This window comes from Streptomyces sp. NPDC059398 (genome assembly GCF_042751845.1).
Lineage (GTDB): Bacteria > Actinomycetota > Actinomycetes > Streptomycetales > Streptomycetaceae > Streptomyces.
Genome location: NZ_JBHYWP010000021.1, coordinates 51762 through 71131, shown reverse-complemented (window position 1 = coordinate 71131; position 19370 = coordinate 51762). Strand labels below are relative to the sequence as shown.

At 70.0% G+C, this 19370-nt stretch carries 15 protein-coding genes; 11 read left to right on the top strand and 4 right to left on the bottom strand.

Features of this window, described 5'->3' with window-relative positions; genetic code table 11:
- Positions 1 to 10: 10 nt before the first annotated feature.
- On the top strand, positions 11 to 940 hold the full coding sequence (locus tag ACFXBC_RS10775) for an ADP-ribosylglycohydrolase family protein (protein ID WP_385021525.1): 930 nt from the start codon (positions 11 to 13) through the stop codon (positions 938 to 940).
- A 145-nt stretch (positions 941 to 1085) separates the two neighbouring features.
- On the opposite strand, the gene ACFXBC_RS10770 is transcribed toward ACFXBC_RS10775, so the two are convergent.
- The gene (locus ACFXBC_RS10770; RefSeq protein WP_385021566.1) at positions 1086 to 2567 is read right to left on the bottom strand and encodes an MFS transporter; all 1482 of its coding nucleotides are present in this window, start codon (positions 2565 to 2567) and stop codon (positions 1086 to 1088) included.
- Between the two features lie 340 nt (positions 2568 to 2907).
- Here ACFXBC_RS10770 and ACFXBC_RS10765 point away from each other — a divergent pair, with 340 nt between their 5' ends.
- The 3 genes from ACFXBC_RS10765 to ACFXBC_RS10755 all read left to right on the top strand — a co-directional run bounded on the left by ACFXBC_RS10765 (position 2908) and on the right by ACFXBC_RS10755 (position 5067).
- Positions 2908 to 3534 carry a TetR/AcrR family transcriptional regulator gene (locus ACFXBC_RS10765; protein ID WP_385021522.1) on the top strand — a complete coding sequence of 209 codons (627 nt, stop codon included), beginning with the start codon at positions 2908 to 2910 and terminating at the stop codon, positions 3532 to 3534.
- A gap of 60 nt (positions 3535 to 3594) precedes the next feature.
- Complete coding sequence (locus ACFXBC_RS10760; protein WP_385021519.1) at positions 3595 to 4308, top strand: ribonuclease HII; 714 nt, start codon at positions 3595 to 3597, stop codon at positions 4306 to 4308.
- A gap of 96 nt (positions 4309 to 4404) precedes the next feature.
- A complete protein-coding gene (locus tag ACFXBC_RS10755) occupies positions 4405 to 5067 on the top strand; it encodes a hypothetical protein (protein ID WP_385021516.1) in 663 nt (220 codons plus the stop codon).
- Between the two features lie 150 nt (positions 5068 to 5217).
- Here ACFXBC_RS10755 and ACFXBC_RS10750 read toward each other — a convergent pair whose 3' ends face one another.
- Both ACFXBC_RS10750 and ACFXBC_RS10745 read right to left on the bottom strand, forming a co-directional pair.
- Entirely contained in the window at positions 5218 to 5850 is a 633-nt protein-coding gene (locus tag ACFXBC_RS10750) for a hypothetical protein (protein WP_385021513.1), read from the bottom strand.
- A gap of 216 nt (positions 5851 to 6066) precedes the next feature.
- Positions 6067 to 8235, bottom strand: coding sequence for a RecQ family ATP-dependent DNA helicase (locus tag ACFXBC_RS10745; RefSeq protein WP_385021510.1), 2169 nt, complete (start codon positions 8233 to 8235; stop codon positions 6067 to 6069).
- A gap of 111 nt (positions 8236 to 8346) precedes the next feature.
- On the opposite strand from ACFXBC_RS10745, the gene ACFXBC_RS10740 reads away from it, so the two are divergent.
- The 7 genes from ACFXBC_RS10740 (at position 8347) to ACFXBC_RS10710 (ending at position 18614) form a co-directional block, all read left to right on the top strand.
- Positions 8347 to 9642: a DUF4192 domain-containing protein gene (locus ACFXBC_RS10740; RefSeq protein WP_385021507.1), complete on the top strand. Its 1296-nt coding sequence runs from the start codon at positions 8347 to 8349 to the stop codon at positions 9640 to 9642.
- Between the two features lie 122 nt (positions 9643 to 9764).
- Positions 9765 to 11804: a glycogen debranching N-terminal domain-containing protein gene (locus ACFXBC_RS10735; RefSeq protein WP_385021504.1), complete on the top strand. Its 2040-nt coding sequence runs from the start codon at positions 9765 to 9767 to the stop codon at positions 11802 to 11804.
- Positions 11805 to 11899: 95 nt separating this feature from the next.
- Positions 11900 to 12670, top strand: a complete 771-nt coding sequence (locus tag ACFXBC_RS10730; RefSeq protein ID WP_385021501.1) for an NUDIX domain-containing protein — start codon at positions 11900 to 11902, stop codon at positions 12668 to 12670.
- Between the two features lie 100 nt (positions 12671 to 12770).
- Positions 12771 to 14693, top strand: coding sequence for an ATP-binding cassette domain-containing protein (locus ACFXBC_RS10725; protein ID WP_385021498.1), 1923 nt, complete (start codon positions 12771 to 12773; stop codon positions 14691 to 14693).
- 105 nt (positions 14694 to 14798) lie between these two features.
- Positions 14799 to 15737, top strand: coding sequence for a FadR/GntR family transcriptional regulator (locus ACFXBC_RS10720; protein ID WP_385021495.1), 939 nt, complete (start codon positions 14799 to 14801; stop codon positions 15735 to 15737).
- 331 nt (positions 15738 to 16068) lie between these two features.
- On the top strand, positions 16069 to 17616 hold the full coding sequence (locus ACFXBC_RS10715) for an RNA polymerase sigma factor (RefSeq protein ID WP_385021492.1): 1548 nt from the start codon (positions 16069 to 16071) through the stop codon (positions 17614 to 17616).
- Between the two features lie 167 nt (positions 17617 to 17783).
- Positions 17784 to 18614, top strand: coding sequence for a S1 family peptidase (locus ACFXBC_RS10710; protein ID WP_385021489.1), 831 nt, complete (start codon positions 17784 to 17786; stop codon positions 18612 to 18614).
- A gap of 325 nt (positions 18615 to 18939) precedes the next feature.
- Here the strand turns inward: ACFXBC_RS10710 and ACFXBC_RS10705 are convergent, their stop codons facing one another.
- On the bottom strand, positions 18940 to 19170 hold the full coding sequence (locus ACFXBC_RS10705; protein WP_385021486.1) for a hypothetical protein: 231 nt from the start codon (positions 19168 to 19170) through the stop codon (positions 18940 to 18942).
- Positions 19171 to 19370: the final 200 nt, after the last annotated feature.

Genomic DNA, 19370 nt, shown 5'->3' with positions numbered 1-19370 from the left:
TGGAGGTGAGATGACCGCTGACTCCACTCCTCCTCCCGTTTCCGGGTCTCTTCCCGAGGCTTTCGAACGCGCTCGGGCCAGCCTGCGCGGGCTTTCCGTCGGAGATGCCCTGGGTTCCCAGTTCTTCGTCCCCCTCCACTACCCGCTGCTGGCCCGGCGCGAGCCGCCCACCGGCCCCTGGCAGTGGACCGACGACACGGAGATGGCCTGTTCGGTCCTGGCCGTACTGGCCTCGCAGGGCCGGATCGACCAGGACGCCCTCGCCGCTTCCTTCGCCGCGCGCCATGACTTCGACCGGGGCTACGGCCCGGCGGTCAACCGGATGCTGCGGCTGATCAGGGAAGGCGGCGACTGGCGGGAACTGGCCAGTGGGCTCTTCAACGGCCAGGGCTCGTGGGGAAACGGCGCCGCGATGCGGATCGCGCCGCTCGGCGCCTGGTACGCGCACGATCCGGAGCAGGCCACCCATCAGGCCGAGATCGCCGCGTACACGACACATCAGCACCGTGAGGCGGTGGTGGGGAGCATGGCAGTGGCTGCCGCTGCCGCCCTGGCCGCCGCCCCCGCCGGGCCTCCGTCCGCCGCCGAGCTGCTGGACGGCGTGATCGCGCTCGTGCCCCGCAGCGCGGTGGGTGCGGGGCTGCGCCGTGCCAGGGACATGCTGGACTACGACGACGCGGGGACGGTCGCCGCGGTCCTGGGGTGCGGCCGGCGGACCAGCGCCCATGACACGGTGCCGTTCGCACTGTGGTCGGCCGCGCGGGGTCTCGGCGACTTCGAGCGGACCTTCTGGACGACGGCCCAGGTCGGCGGTGACACCGATACGACCTGCGCGATCGCGGGAGGTGTCGTGGCCGCGGGGGCGGGCGGGGCGCCGCCCGCCGAGTGGCTTGAGCAGACCGAGGAACTCCCGGAGTGGACGCCATCGCGTCTGCCGTGAGGTGACGCCCTCACCGCGAGGGCTCCGCGTAGGTTCCCATGGCGCGGTGAGGGCGGTGGCTCCGAGTTGAGGGCGATTGCTCCCGAGGCGACGGGGAGGCGGCGCGTCGAGTGCGTAAGCGCGCCGCAGCCCCGCTGGGACCCGGTCAGATCGCGCCGGGACCCGCGGACCCGCTGAGCGCTTCCAGGTCGCTCTTGCGGACCTGGATGACGAATATAGCGGTGACCGCTGCCAGCGCGGCCAGAGCGCAGGCGGCGATGAAGGCGGTGCCGATGCCGTGGGCGAGCACCGCGTCGCCCCACGGGGCGGGCAGTATGTGCGACTTCGCGAAGGCCGCCTTCTGCTCGGGGGCCCCGGCGGCCAGGAACTTCGCGGCCTGCTTGGTGCCTTCATGGCGGCTCGCGGTTTCGAAGACCGTGGTCAGGATGGAGAGCCCGAGCGCCCCGCCCACCTGCTGGGTGGTGTTCAGCAGCCCGGACGCCGCCCCGGACTCGTGGTCGGCCACCCCGGAGACCGCGGTCAGCGTCAGCGTGACGAAGTTGAGGCCCATACCGAAGCCGAAGAGAATCATGGGGCCGAGGACACCGCCGGTGTACGAGCTTCCGGGGTCGATCATGGTCAGCCAGCCGGTCCCGAGCGTGGCGAGCACGGTGCCGGTCACCATGAAGGGTTTCGGGCCGAGCTTGGGCAGCAGCTGGGTGGAGAGCCCGGCGGCGATCACGATGGCGACCGTGACCGGCAGGAACGCCAGCCCGGCCTTGACGGGGCTGTAGTGCAGCACATTCTGCACGAACAGCACGATGAAGAAGAACATCCCGAACATGGCGGCGGCCAGGCTGAGCATCATGATGTACGTGCCCGCCCGGTTGCGGTCGGCGAACATCCGCAGCGGGGTGATGGGCTGGGCGGAGCGGCGTTCCACGGCGATGAACGTGATGAGCAGTACGACGGCAGCGATGAAGGACCCCACGGTCACCGAGTCGCTCCAGCCGTCGTCGGCCGCACGGATGAACCCGTACACGAGAGCGGCCATGCCGGCGGTCGAGGTGGCGGCCCCGGCGATGTCGAAGCGGCCGGGGTGGCGTGCGGACTCGGTGATGAACCGGGGCGCGAGCAGGGCGATGAACAGGCCGATCGGTACGTTGACGAAGAGCACCCAGCGCCAGTCGAGCCAGTCGGTGAGCATGCCACCGGCCAGCAGGCCCAGTGCGCCACCACCCGCAGACACACCGGCGAAGACGCCGAACGCGCGGTTGCGTTCGGGCCCTTCGGGGAAGGTCGTGGCGACCAGGGCGAGAGCGGTGGGCGATGCGATGGCGCCGCCGACCCCCTGCAGTGCGCGGGCGGCGAGCAGCTGCCAGGGCTCCTGGGCGAATCCGCCGAGCAGTGAGGCGAGGGTGAAGAGCAGGATGCCGGTGATGAACATCCGCCGGCGTCCCAGCAGGTCACCGGCCCTGCCGCCGAGAAGGAGCAGCCCGCCGAACGTGAGCGCGTAGGCGTTGATGACCCAGGTGAGGTTGCTGGTGGAGAAGCCGAGCGCGGTCTGGATGTGCGGCAGGGCGATGTTCACGATCGTGGCGTCGAGCACCACCATGAGCTGGCTGGCTGCGATGACCAGGAGTGCGATGCCGGCGTGCGCCGGACGGGCGCCGAGGCCTCGGGCCGGTGGGCCCGGTACGGCTGACTCTGTCGTGGCTGGTGCGGATGCGTCGCGTGGTGACGGGTCCGGCCGGTCCGCCGTTCTTATGTGATCAGAAGTCACAGAGCTTCCCCCTGGGCCGAGTTGGTGTTCCGGTGTGTCCCCCGCCGGGACAGTAACGAGTCCGGATTAGTGAACGCAAGCGTTCACTAGATACAGATTCGGCGGACGGTGGCTGTGCGGGGAGTCGACCTGCATCGGGATATCGGAGACACTGGAATCTTGATCAAGTGAACGTGGATCGGCCGGTCTCGACGGAGTGGAACTGATGGTTGCTTCGCGCTCGACGGATGACGCGGGGGAGCGGCAGGGGGCGCCGCGCCGCCGTGGGCCGGTACTGGAACGGGCGATCCTTGAAGCCGCTCTGGAGCAGCTGAGCGCGGTCGGCTGGAACGCCCTCACCATGGAGGGGGTCGCCGCCCGGGCCAGGACCGGGAAGGCGGCCGTCTACCGGCGCTGGTCGTCCAAGGAGGACCTTGTCGCCGACGCACTGCGGGCCGCGCTGCCCGAACTGGTGGCATCGGCCGACCACGGCAGTGTGCGCGAGGATCTCTATCAGCTGTGCCGCGGGATCCGTGACGCGATGTTCTCAACGCCAGGGTTTGCTCTGCGTGCGGTACTTCACGAGTGTGACAACTCCACTGCGGAACGCTTCCATGAGCTGATCATCAGGCGGGTTGCCGAGCCGTCCGTGCAGCTCTTCAAAGAGGTTGTGTGGCGCGGGATCAAGCGTGGTGATGTCCGCTCGGATGCGGTGGGCGATCTGATTTGCGATGTGATCCCCGGGTTGATGATGTACCGATCCAAGGTGTGCGGCAGCAAATTTCCCGATGAGGACATCGCTCGGATGATCGACGAAGTGATGGTGCCGCTGCTGCGCCGGAGCGGTCGCTGAATTCGGGAGAGGTACCGGGGTGTCGCAGGAGGTGTCCGGCGGCGTAACCTGGCAGGCGCCATGCCGTACGAACCACCCACGCACACCGTCGAGCGCTCACTGCGCGCCACTACGGGTGCCAAGACCGTCGCCGGCGTCGACGAGGTCGGGCGCGGGGCCTGGGCCGGCCCTGTCACCGTCTGCGCCGCAGTCACCGGACTGCGCCGACCGCCGACCGGACTCACCGACTCCAAGCTGATCAGCCCGAAGCGCCGCACGGAGCTGGCCGGGGTGCTGGAGTCGTGGGTCACCGCCTTCGCGCTCGGGCACGCCTCTCCGCAGGAGATCGATGATCTGGGGATGACGGCGGCGCTGCGGCTCGCCGCTGTGCGGGCCCTCGAAGTACTTCCCGTCCGCCCGGACGCGGTGATCCTCGATGGCAAGCACGACTATCTCGGCCTTCCCTGGCGGGTCCGTACGGTGATCAAGGGCGACCAGTCGTGCGTTGCCGTGGCAGCCGCCTCGGTGATCGCCAAGGTGCGCAGGGACGCGATGATGGCCGAACTCGCCGCGGCGGAGTCCGATGTGTGCGAGGGCTTCGCCTTCGAGGACAACGCCGGCTACCCCTCGCCCGTGCACAAATCCGCGCTGGAGGAGCGGGGGCCCACCCCGCACCACCGGCTCTCCTGGTCCTATCTGGACGGGCTGCCGCAGTGGCGGCACCTGAAGAAGATCCGTCCTCTCGCGGAGGCCGTCGCGCTGGAAAGCGGGGGCCAACTCGGGTTCGACTTCTGAACTTTCAGCGCACCGGCAGAGGAAACTCCGTCCGGATCGCACTGACGTGCCCACCCGGTGGTGCCTTGTGTGCCGCCGTTTGATAGACATCCATTCATGCCTCTCATCCCCGAGGAGTCTCAGATTCACGAGAGTGCCCAGGGTCCTCGCGTTGCTCCGGCCGCCGGCCGTACAGCGTCGACCCCTCGTCCCGTACCCGGCCCGCGACCCGCGGCCGTGCCACGCCCCGCTCGTCCGGGGCCCCGTCCTGCTGCGAGGCCTGCGCCCACCGCGCCTCCCACGCAGCGGACATCCTCTTCCCAGCGTGCGGAGAACCGGCCGGGCAACCGTCCGGAGACCCGCCCTGAGACCCCTGCGGGAGACTCTTCCGCGCCGCAGATCCAGCTGATCCCCGCTCCGGTGGACGGTGCGCTGGACGCGGCGGAGGAAGCGGTCGACCTGCTGCTCGACACCGGTCGCGCTCCGGGTGACGTCCTGGTGCTCACCACCGGTGAGCAGCACCCGTGGGCGGCCCACGAGTTGTCCTTCGGCGAAGCCGCCTACTGGGCGCAGCACGATGCCCGTGAGGACGTCTTCTACGCGAGCGCCGACGCCGTGGGACGGGCTGAGGCCCGCCCCGTCGTGGTGGTGGTGCTCAACGGCGGAACCGATGAATCCGTGGCCCGGGTACTGCCCGCGGCCAGGACGCACGCGGGAGCACTGCTGATCGTCTGCGGTGACCCGCAGCGCGTCAACGCCGTGCTCGGCGCGGGCGTCTGAACCGTACGTCCCGTCCGCCCGGCCGTCTCCGCGAGGAGCAGGCCGGGCGGAGGCGTGTCCGGTACGACCGGTCTGCGGCGTACGCGAACGCGACTGGTTCCCCAACGGGCCCCGGTACGACGGTCGTCGGCCCTCCACGGGCCGTCGCAGTCAGCTGGCCGCAGCCCGGCGGAGCGCGGCCGGTGCCCCTGAACGCAGCGGTGCCGGCGGAGAGTTCTCCGCGCTGCCGCCGATGCCGGCCGGGCGGGAGAGCAGGTTGGGCCGCCGTCCGCCCCGGCCTTCGCCCAGTACCTGCCAGCCTCCCCGAGTGAGCGTGATGTACGCCCCGCAGCGCAGCCCATGCAGTGTGCAGGCATCGCGCAGCCCCCACATCCAGGCCCCGTCCTCCTCGGTCCACCGCTCGTCCCCTTCACGGCAGTAGAGCAGTACGGCGGTGCGGACCGGCGTGCGGCGGCGGAGGTCGTGCGGAAGGACCCTGCGCAGATGATCAAGGAGTGCGTTACGGAAGTCCCAGCCGTCCGCCGGGGCGGAACGGCGGGTGAACGAGGCGCTGGCGACGAGCCGTTCCTCGTGGTTGAGCACGGCCACGACGGCGGTCGAAGCGGTGGGGCGGTGTCTGGAGTGCAGTCCGCCGACGACGGCACGAGGGCTACGGAGCAGGGGTATGCCCGCAGCGGCCCACTCAGCAGGTTCGAGCAGGCGCCCGGCCCGGTTGCCCGAGTCGGCGGACACGGCTGTCGAGGAGGCTGTCAGGGCGGCGGACGGAGCGAATCCGAAGGTCACGGTACTCCCTTCGCATACGCGCCCATGGTGCGGGCAGGGTCGGGTGAGACGCACCGGGGCACAGCCCTTCCGAACCGCGGGCGGGCCGTACGGGGGAACACTCCCGATTCTTCCTGCCGCACGGGCGGGCGGCAACGAACAATTCACGCGGCTGACGGGAATCTGAGGGGTGGCTGGTCCATCCCTGCCCACCAGGGCCCCGGGTGACGCCTCCTGTCACCCCTGTACGGCGAGGACCAGCGGAAACACCCCCTTCGCTCCGGACCGGCAGAGCAGCCGGGCCGCCACGGCGAGCGTCCACCCACTCGCCGACTGGTCGTCGACCAGGAGAACGGGACCGTCGGCAGAGGCGAGTGCTGCCGCCAGTCCGGGTGGCACGGTGAACGCCTCGTGCAAGGCCCGCACCCGCTGTGCACTGTTGCTCGGCGGAATCCGCTCATGGGCAGAGTGCGCGTACTCGACCCGGCCGAGCAGGGGCATGCGCCCGGTGTCCGCGATGCGGTGGCCGAGCGACTCGATGAGCTGGGGCCGGGTGTGCGAGGCGATGGTGACGACGCCCACCGGCCTGGGCGGGGCGTCCGGTCCGCCGGAGGCCCATCCTCCCGGCCCCCGGGCCCAGTCGGCCAGCACGGTCACGACCGCATCCGCCACCGCGTCCGGGACCGGGCCGTCCGGGGCCTGTGGTGCGAGCATCGGGCGCAGTCTGTTGCCCCAGCCGATGTCCGAGAGTCTGCCGAGTGCCCGGCCAGGCAGAGCCTGTTCGCCCTTGGCGATGCGCCCCTTGAGGTCCACGCCGACCGCCGCCAGACCCGTCGGCCACATCTTCCGGGGCTCCACCTCCACGCCCGGCCTGCTCAGTTCGCCGCGCGCCCCGTCGAGTGCCGCGGTGGAGACCTCGGCGGTGAAGCGGCCCCCCGCGCAGTTGTCGCAGCGACCGCAGGGTGCTGCCTCTTCGTCGTCCAGCTGGCGCCGCAGGAACTCCATCCGGCAGGCGTCCGTGGTCGCGTAGTCCCGCATCGCCTGCTGTTCGGCAGCTCTCTGGCGGGCCACCCAGGCGTAGCGCTCCGCATCGTAGGTCCAGGGCTGTCCCGTGGTGGTCCAGCCGCCCTTCACCCGGTTCACCGCGCCGTCCACGTCGAGGACCTTCAGCATCGTCTCCAGGCGGGTGCGCCTCAGTTCCACCAGTGGCTCGATCGCGGGCAGCGACAGGGGCCTCTCCGCCCGGGCGAGAACGTCGAGGGTGCGCCGCACCTGCTCCTCGGGCGGGAAGGCGACGGAGGCGAAGTACTGCCAGATCGCTTCGTCCTCCTTGCCGGGCAGCAGCAGCACCTCCGCGTGCTCCACACCGCGGCCGGCCCGGCCCACCTGCTGGTAGTACGCGATGGGGGAGGAGGGCGAACCGAGATGCACCACGAAACCGAGATCGGGCTTGTCGAATCCCATGCCCAGCGCGGACGTGGCGACGATGGCCTTGACACGGTTGGCAAGCAGATCGTCCTCCGCCTGCTGCCGCTCGGCGTTCTCCGTTTTGCCCGTGTAGGAGGAGACGGTGTGGCCGCGCTGGCGCAGGTACGCGGCGACCTCCTCAGCTGCGGCGACCGTCAGCGTGTAGATGATTCCCGAACCCGGCAGTTCGTCGATGTGGTCGGCCAGCCAGGCCAGGCGGTGCGCGGCATCCGGGAGCCGCACGACGCCCAGGCTCAGGCTCTCCCGGTCGAGCGGACCCCGCAGTACCAGGGCGTCGGTACCCGCGCCTGTCCCCAGCTGGTCGGCGACATCCGCGGTGACGCGGGAATTCGCCGTGGCCGTGGTGGCGAGCACGGGCACTCCCGGCGGCAGCTCCGCGAGCATGGTGCGCAGCCTCCGGTAGTCGGGCCGGAAATCGTGACCCCAGTCGGAGATGCAGTGGGCCTCGTCGACCACGAGCAGACCTGTGGCCGCCGACAGCTTGGGAAGCACATCGTCCCTGAAGTCCGGATTGTTCAGCCGCTCGGGACTTACCAGCAGCACATCGACCTCGCCCGCGGCCACTTCCGCCTGGACCGTCTCCCACTCCTCCGTGTTCGAGGAATTGATGGTGCGCGCTCTGATGCCGGCGCGTGCCGCCGCTTCCACCTGGTTGCGCATCAGCGCCAGGAGGGGCGAGACGATCACGGTGGGGCCGCTGCCCTGCGCGCGCAGGAGCGAGGTCGCCACGAAGTAGACCGCGGACTTGCCCCAGCCGGTCCGCTGCACGACCAGTGCCCGGCGTTTGTCGGCGACGAGCGCCTCGATCGCCCGCCACTGGTCCTCGCGCAATGTGGCGGCGCCGGTGTGGTCGCCGACGAGACGGGCCAGTACGGAATCGGCCGATGCCCTGAGAGCGGTGCGGTCTGAGTTGGTCATGGCCCCATGCAACCCGATCGCACCGACAATGGGCGAATGTGCCGACCTGCCTGTGGATAACTGTTATCCACAGGGGTCGCGCACTCCGCCGGATCGCGGGACCTTCGAGCCATGAACTCGCACGACGAAACCCATGGTCCCTCACCCGTCCAGGAGCAGGTCACCCTGCGCGGCCCTGCCGAGCTCGCCGACGCATTGCCCTATCTGCTCGGCTTCCACCCGACCGACTCGGTCGTGATGGTCGCCCTGCACGGCCTGCGCGGCCGTTTCGGCGGACGGCTCAGGCTCGGTATCCCGCGCTCGCCGCAGGAGTGGCAGCCGGTCGCCGACCAGCTCGCGGACGGACTGGTCACCGGCAGTGAGAGCCGGGGCCGGCGGCCGGAAGGCATCATCGTCTTCCTCTGCCAGGACCCCGGCCCGGGGGAGACCCCGGCGGATGTCATGGAGCGGCTCCGCCCTTTCGCCCAGCATCTGCGTACGGCATGCGGCGCCCGGGACGTGCCTGTTCCCGAAGCCCTCTGCATCTCCGACGGCAGATTCTTCTCCTACTGCTGCCCCGACACACGGTGCTGTCCGCCCGACGGGAACCCCATGGCCCTGCCGGGTACTTCGGTAATGGCCGCGGCCGCGGCCTACGCGGGGATCCAGGTGCGGGGAACTCTCCAGGAGATGGACGCCAGACTGGCCCCCTGGCAGCCGCCGCGCACCGCGGCGCAGGAACGCGCGCTGGACGAGGCGGCAGGCGCCCTGGTGCCGAGGATCCTGGCAGGCGCCGATCGCGAACAGGTGGGACAGGAGACGCTGGACGCCGCACGCCGCCTTGTCCGTCGCATCGGGCGGACACCACAGGCGCCGGGCTGGGCCGAGGCCGACGCAGCCGACGACGAGCTCATGACCGACGACGAAGCGGCCGTCGTCCTGCTCGGGCTCCAGGACCGTACGACCCGCGATCGCGCAGCCGAGTGGATGGAAGGGCCGTCCGCCGGATCGGTGTTGCGCCTGTGGCGGGCGCTGGCGCGCCGTTGTGTCGGACCGTATGCCGAATACGCCGCGGCGCCACTGACCCTGGCAGGCTGGGTGGCCTGGTCGACAGGGGATGAACCGAGCGCCCGGGTGGCCTTGGGCCGCGCACTCGCCCTCGACTCCGAGTACGTCTTCGCGCGGCTGCTTCACCAGGCATGCAACGAAGGTCTCGATCCCGAGGCGCTCCGGCACTGTCTGCGCCGCGAGCGGAGCGACCGGCTCGCTACGGGGAATCCACCCCCGCAGAGCGGGAGGAGCGCAGCCCCCAAGCCACCAGGAGCCCGCCAGGACCCCCCTCCCGGGACCAGCCGCCCGGGGGCACCGGCCGGCCGGGGGCGTTCGCGCCGTCGCAGCGGTCAGCGTGGGACGAGGACCGGACGATGAGAGCGGGACACAGGTACGGGCGTGACCCGGCCGTGTCCGGCGCCGTTCATTCGGGTGGTGGTGCGCGGCGGCCCGCGCCGGAGGCTCCGCCGCGACCGGTCGCAGCGCTCAGGAGGCGGAAGATGGCTCTCAGCGTCCCTTCAGGAACCAGCGGGGCAGCCGGGGAACGTTCTTCTGCGCCGCCCGCCCTGGGGCAGGCGGCGGCTGTATCGCGCCGAAGGCCCGAACTCCCCTCCGTGCACAACGCGTTGATCTGCGTGGGGCTGCCCGGACTTGTCATCTCACCTGAACACGGACAGCTCACCGGCCAGGGCTTCGACGGGTTCTACCAGTCGGGGCGACGACTCCTCTCCCGCTGTCATCTCCGGGTGTCCGGACGCGAACCGGTCGCCGTCCGGGGCGGGTTGACCGGAGCCGGCCGCGCCCGGTTCGTCGCCGTGGTGCGCCCGCCCGGCGCGGCGGGGCCCGACCCCGAACTGCTCGTGGAGCGCCTGCGCTCCGCCGATGGCATCGAGCGGATCACGCTGCGCAGCGCATCGGACCGGCCCCTTCGGGTGCCGGTGGAGATCGCTCTCGGCACGGACCTGGCATTCCTGGGAGCCGTCGCCGCGGGTTCCCCGGGAGCGGAACTGCCCGCCAGCGTCCATGGAGCCGGTCTGCGCTGGGCGGAAGAAGGGAGCCATGCCATCGTCACCGCAAGCCCTCCACCGCAGGACGCGTTCGCGGCTACGGGACTGCTCAGATGGGAGCTGGAACTGTCTCCGGGAGAATCCAGAGAGATCGAACTCCGGATCCATACGAATGCCCCGTCCCGCCCGGCGAGTTCTCTGCTGGGGGGTGCGGCGCACCCGGCGAGTGCGGACGGCGACGACTCGCGGGTAGGGGCGCTGATGCGCGCCAGTCTGGATGATCTGCGCGCGTTGCTGGTCCACGACCGCAGCCACCCCGCAGACATCTACCCGGTGGCGGGCGTGCCATGGCGCTGCGGGTTCGCGCCTGCCGAGATCCTCTGGACCGCCCGTATGACGCTTCCCCTCGGGACTCGTCTGGCCGCCGCCGCGCTGCGCAGCCTTGCGCGCACGCAGCTCGGGGGAAGCGGGCCTGAAGCCGGACGCATCCCTGGCCCTCTCAGGGATGCGGGGCCCCATCTGCCACCCAGCTGTACCGGGGTGGAGGCGACGCTGCTCTTTCCCGTGCTGCTGGCGGAGGCCAGGCGCTGGGGCCTGGCGGAGCGGGAGGTGGCGGCCCTGCTCCCTGCGGCCGAGCGCTGTCTTGCGTGGCTCCGCACGGCGGTGGACGAGGAGGGCCTGCTCGGTGAGGCCGGAGCTGGGGGCCTGCAGCGTGCGGAGACGCAGGCGCATGCCCATCGCGCCGCAGTGCTCGCGGCCGAGCTGTTCGACGAGTGCGGCAGCCCGGGGGCGGACGCCTGGCGGGAATGGGCCGGCAGGCTCCGGAGCAGGTTCCGGCAGGTGTTCTGGATCGAGGACCGTTCGGGGGGCAGACCCGCGGCCGCGCGCACTCGCGATGGTCAGCTGGTTCCGCATCTGAGTGCCGGAGCGGCTCATCTTCTGGACACGGGACTGCTGGGCGGTGGAAGCCGCGCGAACGGGCTGCTGGACAAGGTGCGGACCGAGCAGGTTGCCAGACTGCTGGGCGGCCCCGCGATGGATTCGGGCTGGGGACTCCGCAGCCTCGGCGCCAGGGAACAGGGATACAACCCGTTCGGGCACCGCGGTGGTGCGGTGCGTGCGCAGGAGACGGCTCTCGCGGTGGCGGGGCTGGCGGCATCGGGATTCGAGAAAGAGGCTGTCTCGCTGCTCGGCGGGGCGCTCGCCGCGGCCGACGCCTTCGACCACCGGCTTCCGGAGATGTACGCGGGGGTGCAGCGGACCGAGGGCGGTGTTCCCCTGCCGCACCCGGCGGCCTGCCGCCCGGCAGCCGTGTCCGCTGCCGCCGGGATCCATCTGCTCACAAGCCTCGTCGGTATCCGTCCTGATGCCCCGGCGGGGACGGTCGCGCTCCGGCCTATGAGCAGTGCTCCGCTCGGCGCCATCCGGTTGTCGGGGCTACGGGTGACAGAGGAGCCCTTTTCGGTGCGCGTCAGCAGACTGGGACTGGGGATGGTCGAAGAAGCCGCTGCCGGACTCCAACTGGGGCTGTGAACGGGCGGGAGGAGTGCAGGAGCAGACGAGAATCGGAGTGCACCGTGGATGTCGAAGGGCGTGTTTATCGTCAGAGAGACGACTATGATCACTCCATGTCGCCCTACGACCCGTCGGCCTTTCCGCCCTTCGCCGTCACCGTCGATCTGGTCGTGCTCACGGTGCGGAGCCATGCGCTGTGCGCACTGGCCGTACGCCGTGGGGAGCCGCCCTTCCAGGGCCGGTGGGCGCTGCCCGGTGGCTTCGTCAAGACCGACGAGGACCTCGGCGCGGCCGCCGCACGGGAACTGGCGGAGGAGACCGGACTCTGCGCCCTGGGTCCCTCGGCGCCGGTCCCGGCTCCTGGTAACGGCGCGCACCTCGAACAACTGGGCACCTACGGCGACCCGGGACGCGACCCCCGTATGAGGGTGGTCAGCGTGGCCCATCTGGCACTCGCGCCCGATCTGCCCGCGCCCCGGGCCGGTGGTGACGCGCACAGTGCCCGGTGGGCCCCTGTGGAGGTGCTGCTGGGGCAGGAGGGCACTTCCGCGAGGGCTGCCGAGCCGCCCGAGCCCCTCGCCTTCGACCATGCGCGGATCCTCGCCGACGGTGTCGAGAGGGCCAGGTCGAAGATCGAGTACTCCTCGCTGGCCACCGCCTTCTGCCCTCAGGAGTTCACGGTCGGGGAGCTCCGCCGGGTGTACGAGGCGGTATGGGGCGTCGTCCTCGACCCCCGTAACTTCCACCGCAAGGTGACCGGTACACCGGGCTTCCTGGTTCCCTCGGGCGGTACGACGACCCGCCAGGGCGGCCGGCCCGCGCAATTGTTCAGAGCAGGAGGTGCGACCCTGCTCAACCCCCCGATGCTTCGCCCAGAGGTTTGAGAACCGCTGCCGTGCTGCACCAAAAGTCCTGAATGTAGCGTTATCTTGCTTCGGTAGCCGCCCAAGCCGCCCGGCGGCCCTGCTACCCGCGAGAGAAGCGATGCTCCAGGCCATCGGACTCACCAGCCACCCCCGCCGGGACCTGCCGCCCGCCGTGGACGATCTGACCTTCGAGGCCGAGGCCGGCCGGGTCACCGCACTTCTCGGCGCTCCGGGTGCCGGCAAGACAACCGCCCTGCGGCTGATGCTCGAGCTCGACCGGGGCCGTGGCATCACCTATTTCCGGGGTCTTCCGCTGCACCGGATCGCGCGTCCGGCTGCCGAAGTGGGAACCCTGCTCGGTGATGTGCCCGGACATCCCGCACGTACCGTACGTGGGCAACTGCGCATGCTCTGCGCCGCGACGGGGGTGCCTGTCTCGCGCGTCGGCGAACTGCTCGAATGCGTGGATCTCGTCGGCCTCGCGGAGCAGCAGCTCGGCACGCTCTCCCGCGGGATGGACCGCAGGCTCGGCCTCGCGGTGGCTCTGCTCGCGGATCCGCAGACACTCGTCCTCGACGAACCCGTCGCGGGACTTTCGCCGCAGGACAGCAACTGGCTCTTCGGGGTGGTGCGCGACCATGCGGCCCAGGGCGGCACGGTTCTGTACACGACGAGTGACCCCAAGGCGGCGGCCCGTACCGCCGACCATGTGGTCACCATCGAAGCCGGACGGCTCGTGGCGGACCAGGAGGGTGCCGAGTTCGCCCGCACCCGGCTCCGCCCCCGGGTCGCCGTGCGCACACCCCACACTGCACGCCTTTCCGGACTGCTCGGCCGGGAGGCCCGCGAAGGGCACCGCTCTGTCGAAGTCGTCACGGAGAGCGGCAGCAGGCTCTCTGTCTACGGCAGCAGTTGCGCCGAGGTCGGCGAGACGGCGTTCAGGCACGGAGTTCTGATCCATCAGCTCGCCGATGAGACAGGCGACATGGGGCCAGGGGGTGAAACCTCCCCGGTCGCCGGTATCCCGGGTTCCGCATCTGCCCGACCCGCAACCGAACTCTCCCCGGTCCGCGACCGCTCCCTCGTGGAGCCCGGTCCCGACGGCTCCTTCCGCGACCCGTCGCCCTACGGGCAGGGGCCCTTCGGCCCGGCGGAGCCCGCCACCGATGACCCCGTACTCGCGGCCCGGTCCGGGCTCCCCGAGCTCCAGTCGCTGATCGCGGCCCGGTCCGAACTCTCCGAACAGCAGCCGGTGATCACCCCGCTCCCGCTCAGGGGGCCGGTCAGGCCGCTGCGCTATGAGCTGCGCCGTGTCTTCGGCGTCCGGACGGCGCTTCTCGTCGTGGGTGTCGCCCTGGCCGCTTCCGTCGTCCTTTCGCTGGTGCTTGCCAGGGCTGGGCAGACTCCCATCCCTCATCTTCTGATCGCGTGGCCCGATCTGCTTCCGTTGCCGCCCGCGGCCTGTGCGGCCGGGCTGCTCGGCGCTCTCGCGTTCGGCGAGGAATTCCGGTATCCGGCGCTAGCCGTGGTCCATGGCATTGTTCCGAGACGATTCGGCCTGCTGGCCGCCAAACTCGCCGTCTCGGGTGCGGCAGCCCTTCTGCTCGCGCTGCTCACTGCCGCTGCGGACGCGGGAATTCTCCGCCTCGTGTACGGCGGTGACTTGGCCGGTGTTCCACACAACTGGCTCTCGCTGGTCGTGGGTTGGGCGGGGCTGGCGGTCGGCTGTGCCTGGGCGGGGCTGCTGGGTGCGGGTGTCTTCAGGAGTACGACCGCCGGGCTGGCCGCCGTTCTGTCCGTCCCCGTTGCCGTCGTACCGCTGGTACAGGCGGCGCTGGCGGCACCGGCCGCCCGCTCTGTCACCGGGCTCTCCGCCAAGCTCCGTGAACTCGCCTGGGGCTGGCCCCACGAAGCGGACCGGTGGCTGATCGCGGTTCTCCGCCTCCTGGTGCAGCCCGTAGGTACGGCCCTGGCCCTGTCGCTCACCGCTCTGCTCTGCGCATATCTGCTCACGGGCCTTTGGGGCAGAGCTCGTTGGTGACCTTCCTGGCCCGCTTCGCGACGCCTTGAAAGCAACTCCTGGGATAATGCCTGGTTCTTTCCGATAAGGCGTCAATTGCAGGGAGGTCGATGATCACCCTTTCGTGTGCTTTTCACCAAAGACCTCAAGGGGCGCCCGAGGCACGCCGACAAAGGATGCGTGACTACCCTTGCGCACTCCATGATGACCAACGCCCGCTCTGCCGAGTCCGGCCTCGCAGGCTCGGGTGAACTCGACCGCTATCCGTACGCAGAGGCGCCCGGTGCCGGGCGTGCCGGAACTCCTTCCTGGGGCGGCGACGCCGAGATGGCCAGGGCTGGTCGGCGGGCTACCGGCAGCCGCGGCCGCGGACTGCACGGCCAGCTGGTTCAGCAGCTCGGCCAGATGATTGTCTCCGGCGACCTCGGTGCCGACCGCCCGCTGGTTCCCGAGGAGATCGGCCAGCGTTTCGAGGTGTCCCGCACGGTTGTGCGGGAGTCGTTGCGTGTCCTGGAGGCCAAGGGCCTGGTCAGCGCCCGCCCCAATGTGGGAACCCGGGTCAGGCCGGTCAGTGACTGGAACCTGCTCGACCCGGACATCATCGAATGGCGGGCATTCGGACCGCAGCGTGACGACCAGCGGCGGGAACTGAGCGAGCTGCGCTGGACGATCGAGCCGCTGGCCGCGCGCCTGGCGGCAGGGCATGGGCGCGAGGACATGCAGCAGCGTCTCGCGGACATGGTCGAGATCATGAGCCACGCTCTGGCTCAGGGCGATGCGGTCACTTTCTCCCGTGCCGATGCCGAGTTCCACGCCCTGCTGATCCAGCTCGCGGGCAACCGCATGCTGGAGCACCTCTCGGGCATTGTCTCGGGCGCCCTCCAGGTCTCCGGCGGTCCCGTCACGGGGTGTGACCGGCCCACCGAGGTCGCTCTCGTTCAGCACGCGCGTATCGCCGACGCGCTCGCCGCGAACGACCCGCAGGCCGCGGAGGCCGCCATGCGTCAACTGCTGACCGTCCACCCGGAGGTGGAGCGCGTCGTTCCCGCGCCGCGTGTGCATTGAGCGCGCGCTGCGGCCGGGGCGCGGGCCGGAAACCGGTGCCGCCGGATCCCCGGAGGGTCCGGCGGCATAATTGTGGGTATGCGTCCCTTGGGGAGTCGTATGTCGCTAATAGGGTGTGACTCGGGCCACGCGGATTGGGCGTAACACTCTTTGAGACAGCGCGATGACCTAAGAGGTGGTAGCCGAAGAGGGAATGCAGGCGTCGTTGGCGGCGCTGTACAGCTCCGAAGCTCAGCCCGCGCCGTCGGTACATCCCCAGCCGGCGGTCGTCGGTTCCAGGCCCGTCAAGGGCGGAGCCGGAAGCCGTTTCCATCGTTTCGAGAGGTTGTTCGTGTCGGCCAGCACATCCCGTACTCTCCCGCCGGAGATCGCCGAGTCCGAGTCTGTCATGGCGCTCATCGAGCGGGGAAAGGCTGATGGGCAGATCGCCGGCGACGATGTACGCCGGGCCTTCGAGGCTGACCAGATTCCGGCCACCCAGTGGAAGAACGTTCTGCGCAGCCTCAACCAGATCCTCGAGGAAGAGGGTGTGACTCTGATGGTCAGTGCCGCGGAGTCGCCGAAGCGCCCCCGCAAGAGCGTCGCAGCGAAGAGCCCGGTGAAGCGCACCGCCACCAGGACTGTTGCGGTCAAGGCGACCGCGGCGAGGACTGTGGCGGCCACTGCCGCTCCTGCTGCCGACAGTGTGGACGCTGTGGCCGACGATGCCGAGCCCGCGAAGAAGGCTGCCGCCAAGAAGGCCGCTGCCAAGAAGACCACCGCGAAGAAGACGGCGGTCAAGAAGACCGCGGCGAAGAAGACCGCCTCCAAGAAGGACGCCGACGAACTCCACGACGGTGATGAGGCAGCCGAGGAGACCCCGGTCGCCAAGTCCGGCGAGGAGGAGGAAGAGGGCGGCGAAGCCAAGGGCTTCGTTCTCTCGGACGACGACGAGGACGACGCGCCCGCGCAGCAGGTCGCTGTCGCCGGTGCCACCGCCGACCCCGTCAAGGACTATCTGAAGCAGATCGGCAAGGTCCCGCTCCTCAACGCGGAGCAGGAGGTCGAGCTCGCCAAGCGCATCGAGGCCGGCCTCTTCGCCGAGGACAGGCTGGCCAATGCCGACAAGCTCGCGCCGAAGCTCAAGCGTGAGCTGGAGATCATCGCGGAGGACGGCCGCCGGGCCAAGAACCACCTGCTTGAGGCCAACCTCCGTCTGGTCGTCTCGCTCGCCAAGCGCTACACGGGCCGCGGCATGCTCTTCCTGGACCTGATCCAGGAGGGCAACCTCGGTCTGATCCGTGCGGTCGAGAAGTTCGACTACACCAAGGGCTACAAGTTCTCCACGTACGCCACCTGGTGGATCCGGCAGGCGATCACCCGCGCCATGGCCGACCAGGCCCGCACCATCCGTATTCCGGTGCACATGGTCGAGGTCATCAACAAGCTCGCACGCGTCCAGCGTCAGATGCTCCAGGACCTGGGCCGCGAGCCCACTCCGGAGGAGCTGGCCAAGGAACTCGACATGACCCCTGAGAAGGTCATCGAGGTCCAGAAGTACGGGCGCGAGCCGATCTCCCTGCACACCCCCCTGGGTGAGGACGGGGACAGCGAGTTCGGTGACCTCATCGAGGACTCCGAGGCGGTCGTCCCGGCCGATGCGGTCAGCTTCACACTTCTCCAGGAGCAGCTGCACTCGGTCCTGGACACGCTCTCCGAGCGTGAGGCGGGCGTGGTCTCCATGCGCTTCGGTCTCACCGACGGTCAGCCGAAGACGCTGGACGAGATCGGCAAGGTCTACGGCGTGACGCGTGAGCGTATTCGTCAGATCGAGTCGAAGACCATGTCGAAGCTGCGTCATCCGTCGCGTTCGCAGGTGCTGCGCGACTACCTCGACTAGTCCAGCGAGCCGCAGGACGTACTGATGCGGGCTCGTGTCTCTCCGTGACGAGAGATGCGGGCCCGCTCTGCGTTTCGGGTCCGGTGTGTGTTTTCGGTGTGGGTGTATGCGCCATGGGGCTGATTCACTCTGAGTGAGACAAGTTCACTGGAGAGTCAGGAAGTCGTATGTGTCGTCCTATCGTCCGAGCACTGACCGGCGTGCTGGCGCTGACCGCGGCCGCGCTGCCACTGGGCGTGTCCGCTCCCGCGTCCGCCGCAGGGCGGGTGACGGTGATCGGTGGCCAGGGGGTGTCGGTGGCCGACAGCCCCTGGGTGGTCGCTGTGGCCAGTCGTGAGCGCTTCGGGTCGGGCCGGGCGGGCCAGTTCTGCGGGGGAGTGGCGGTGTCACCGCGCGAGGTGGTGACGGCGGCCCACTGTCTGAGCCGGGAAGTGCTGGGCGCTCCGCTGGGCCAAGTGCGTGATCTGTCGGTCGTCGCGGGCCGCAGCGACCTGCGTACGTCGGCGGGTCAGGAGATCCGGGTGCGGTCCACCTGGACCGACCCCCGGTACGACCGGGTCAGCAATGCGGCCGATCTCGCCGTGCTGACCCTTTCCCGGGCGCTTCCCCGCCCGTACGCGATCAGGATCGCCGATCCGCACGATCCGGCCGAGGAGCCCGGAACGGATGCGACCGTCTACGGCTGGGGCGACACCGCCGGCACCGGCGACTACCCCTCCGGGCTGCACGCCTCCCATGTTTCGGTACTGCCCGACGCGCAGTGTGCGTCCGCGTACCCCGGGTCATCGAGCGGTACTTTCCAGGCGGCAACCATGCTGTGTGCCGGTGAGCCCGAAGGGGGCCACGATGCGTGCCAGGGCGACAGCGGGGGGCCGCTGGTAGCCCGGGGTCGGCTCATCGGGCTGGTTTCGTGGGGTGCGGGCTGCGGCCGGGCGAAGAGCCCGGGTGTCTACACACGGATGTCGGCGATGGCACAGGCTGTGGCGTCCCACGGCTGATGCCACGCGGCTGACGGCATGCGTCGGATGAGCCCGATGCACATGCCCCGCAAGGTCTGCCCTGCCGGTGCCGGGTCTGCAGGGCCATCGGCCGGGCGTGTGACGACGGCGTGATGGCGCGCCGGGGGTATCAGGGGGTATCGGTCTCCGGCACTGGGCGTGCGTGCCCGGCACCGCGGCCAGGAGTGGTGCCGGGGGGCTTCAGGGCCCGCCTGACGCCCCCCGGGGCCGGGCATGAGAACGGGCGGCCTCTCCTGTGGGTGCAGGCGGGGCCGCCCGTCGACCGGGCTGATACCGGTCCTTGGCTCGTCGTGGGTGCGAGGTGTCAGCGGTCCTCTTCGTCGGAATGGTTCGGGACGGCCGTCAGGCGATCCGTCTCATCCTGGATGTCCGCGGCGATCTTCTTGAGTTCTGGCTCGAACTTGCGACCGTGGTGGGCGCAGAAGAGCAGTTCGCCACCGCTGGTGAGGACAACGCGCAGGTATGCCTGGGCGCCGCATCGGTCGCAGCGGTCAGCGGCCGTCAGCGGGCTCGCGGGGGTCAGAACAGTAGTCACGTCGCCTCTTCTCTAGCTCGACGAGCTGTCGTACCAGGGTCAACATCCAACCAGGCCCAAAACGTTCCCGCTCGTGGCTTTTCCTTGAAACTTTCTGTTCAAGGTGGCTGTCTGCTGCCGGGTGGCGGCGAATAAGCCGTATTGCGGTGGCTTTACGGTTTCGCGTTGCTTGTCTTCGGTGGATCCTCCCGGCTGGCTGC

Excerpts from the sequence above, each read along its gene's own strand:
- ACFXBC_RS10775 (WP_385021525.1), top strand. The coding sequence starts at position 11 with ATGACCGCTGACTCCACTCCTCCTCCCGTTTCCGGGTCTCTTCCCGAG.
- ACFXBC_RS10730 (WP_385021501.1), top strand. The coding sequence starts at position 11,900 with ATGTCGCCCTACGACCCGTCGGCCTTTCCGCCCTTCGCCGTCACCGTC.
- ACFXBC_RS10735 (WP_385021504.1), top strand. The coding sequence starts at position 9,765 with ATGGCTCTCAGCGTCCCTTCAGGAACCAGCGGGGCAGCCGGGGAACGT.
- ACFXBC_RS10745 (WP_385021510.1), bottom strand. The coding sequence starts at position 8,235 with ATGACCAACTCAGACCGCACCGCTCTCAGGGCATCGGCCGATTCCGTA.
- ACFXBC_RS10755 (WP_385021516.1), top strand. The coding sequence starts at position 4,405 with ATGCCTCTCATCCCCGAGGAGTCTCAGATTCACGAGAGTGCCCAGGGT.
- ACFXBC_RS10725 (WP_385021498.1), top strand. The coding sequence starts at position 12,771 with ATGCTCCAGGCCATCGGACTCACCAGCCACCCCCGCCGGGACCTGCCG.
- ACFXBC_RS10760 (WP_385021519.1), top strand. The coding sequence starts at position 3,595 with ATGCCGTACGAACCACCCACGCACACCGTCGAGCGCTCACTGCGCGCC.
- ACFXBC_RS10710 (WP_385021489.1), top strand. The coding sequence starts at position 17,784 with ATGTGTCGTCCTATCGTCCGAGCACTGACCGGCGTGCTGGCGCTGACC.
- ACFXBC_RS10740 (WP_385021507.1), top strand. The coding sequence starts at position 8,347 with ATGAACTCGCACGACGAAACCCATGGTCCCTCACCCGTCCAGGAGCAG.
- ACFXBC_RS10765 (WP_385021522.1), top strand. The coding sequence starts at position 2,908 with ATGGTTGCTTCGCGCTCGACGGATGACGCGGGGGAGCGGCAGGGGGCG.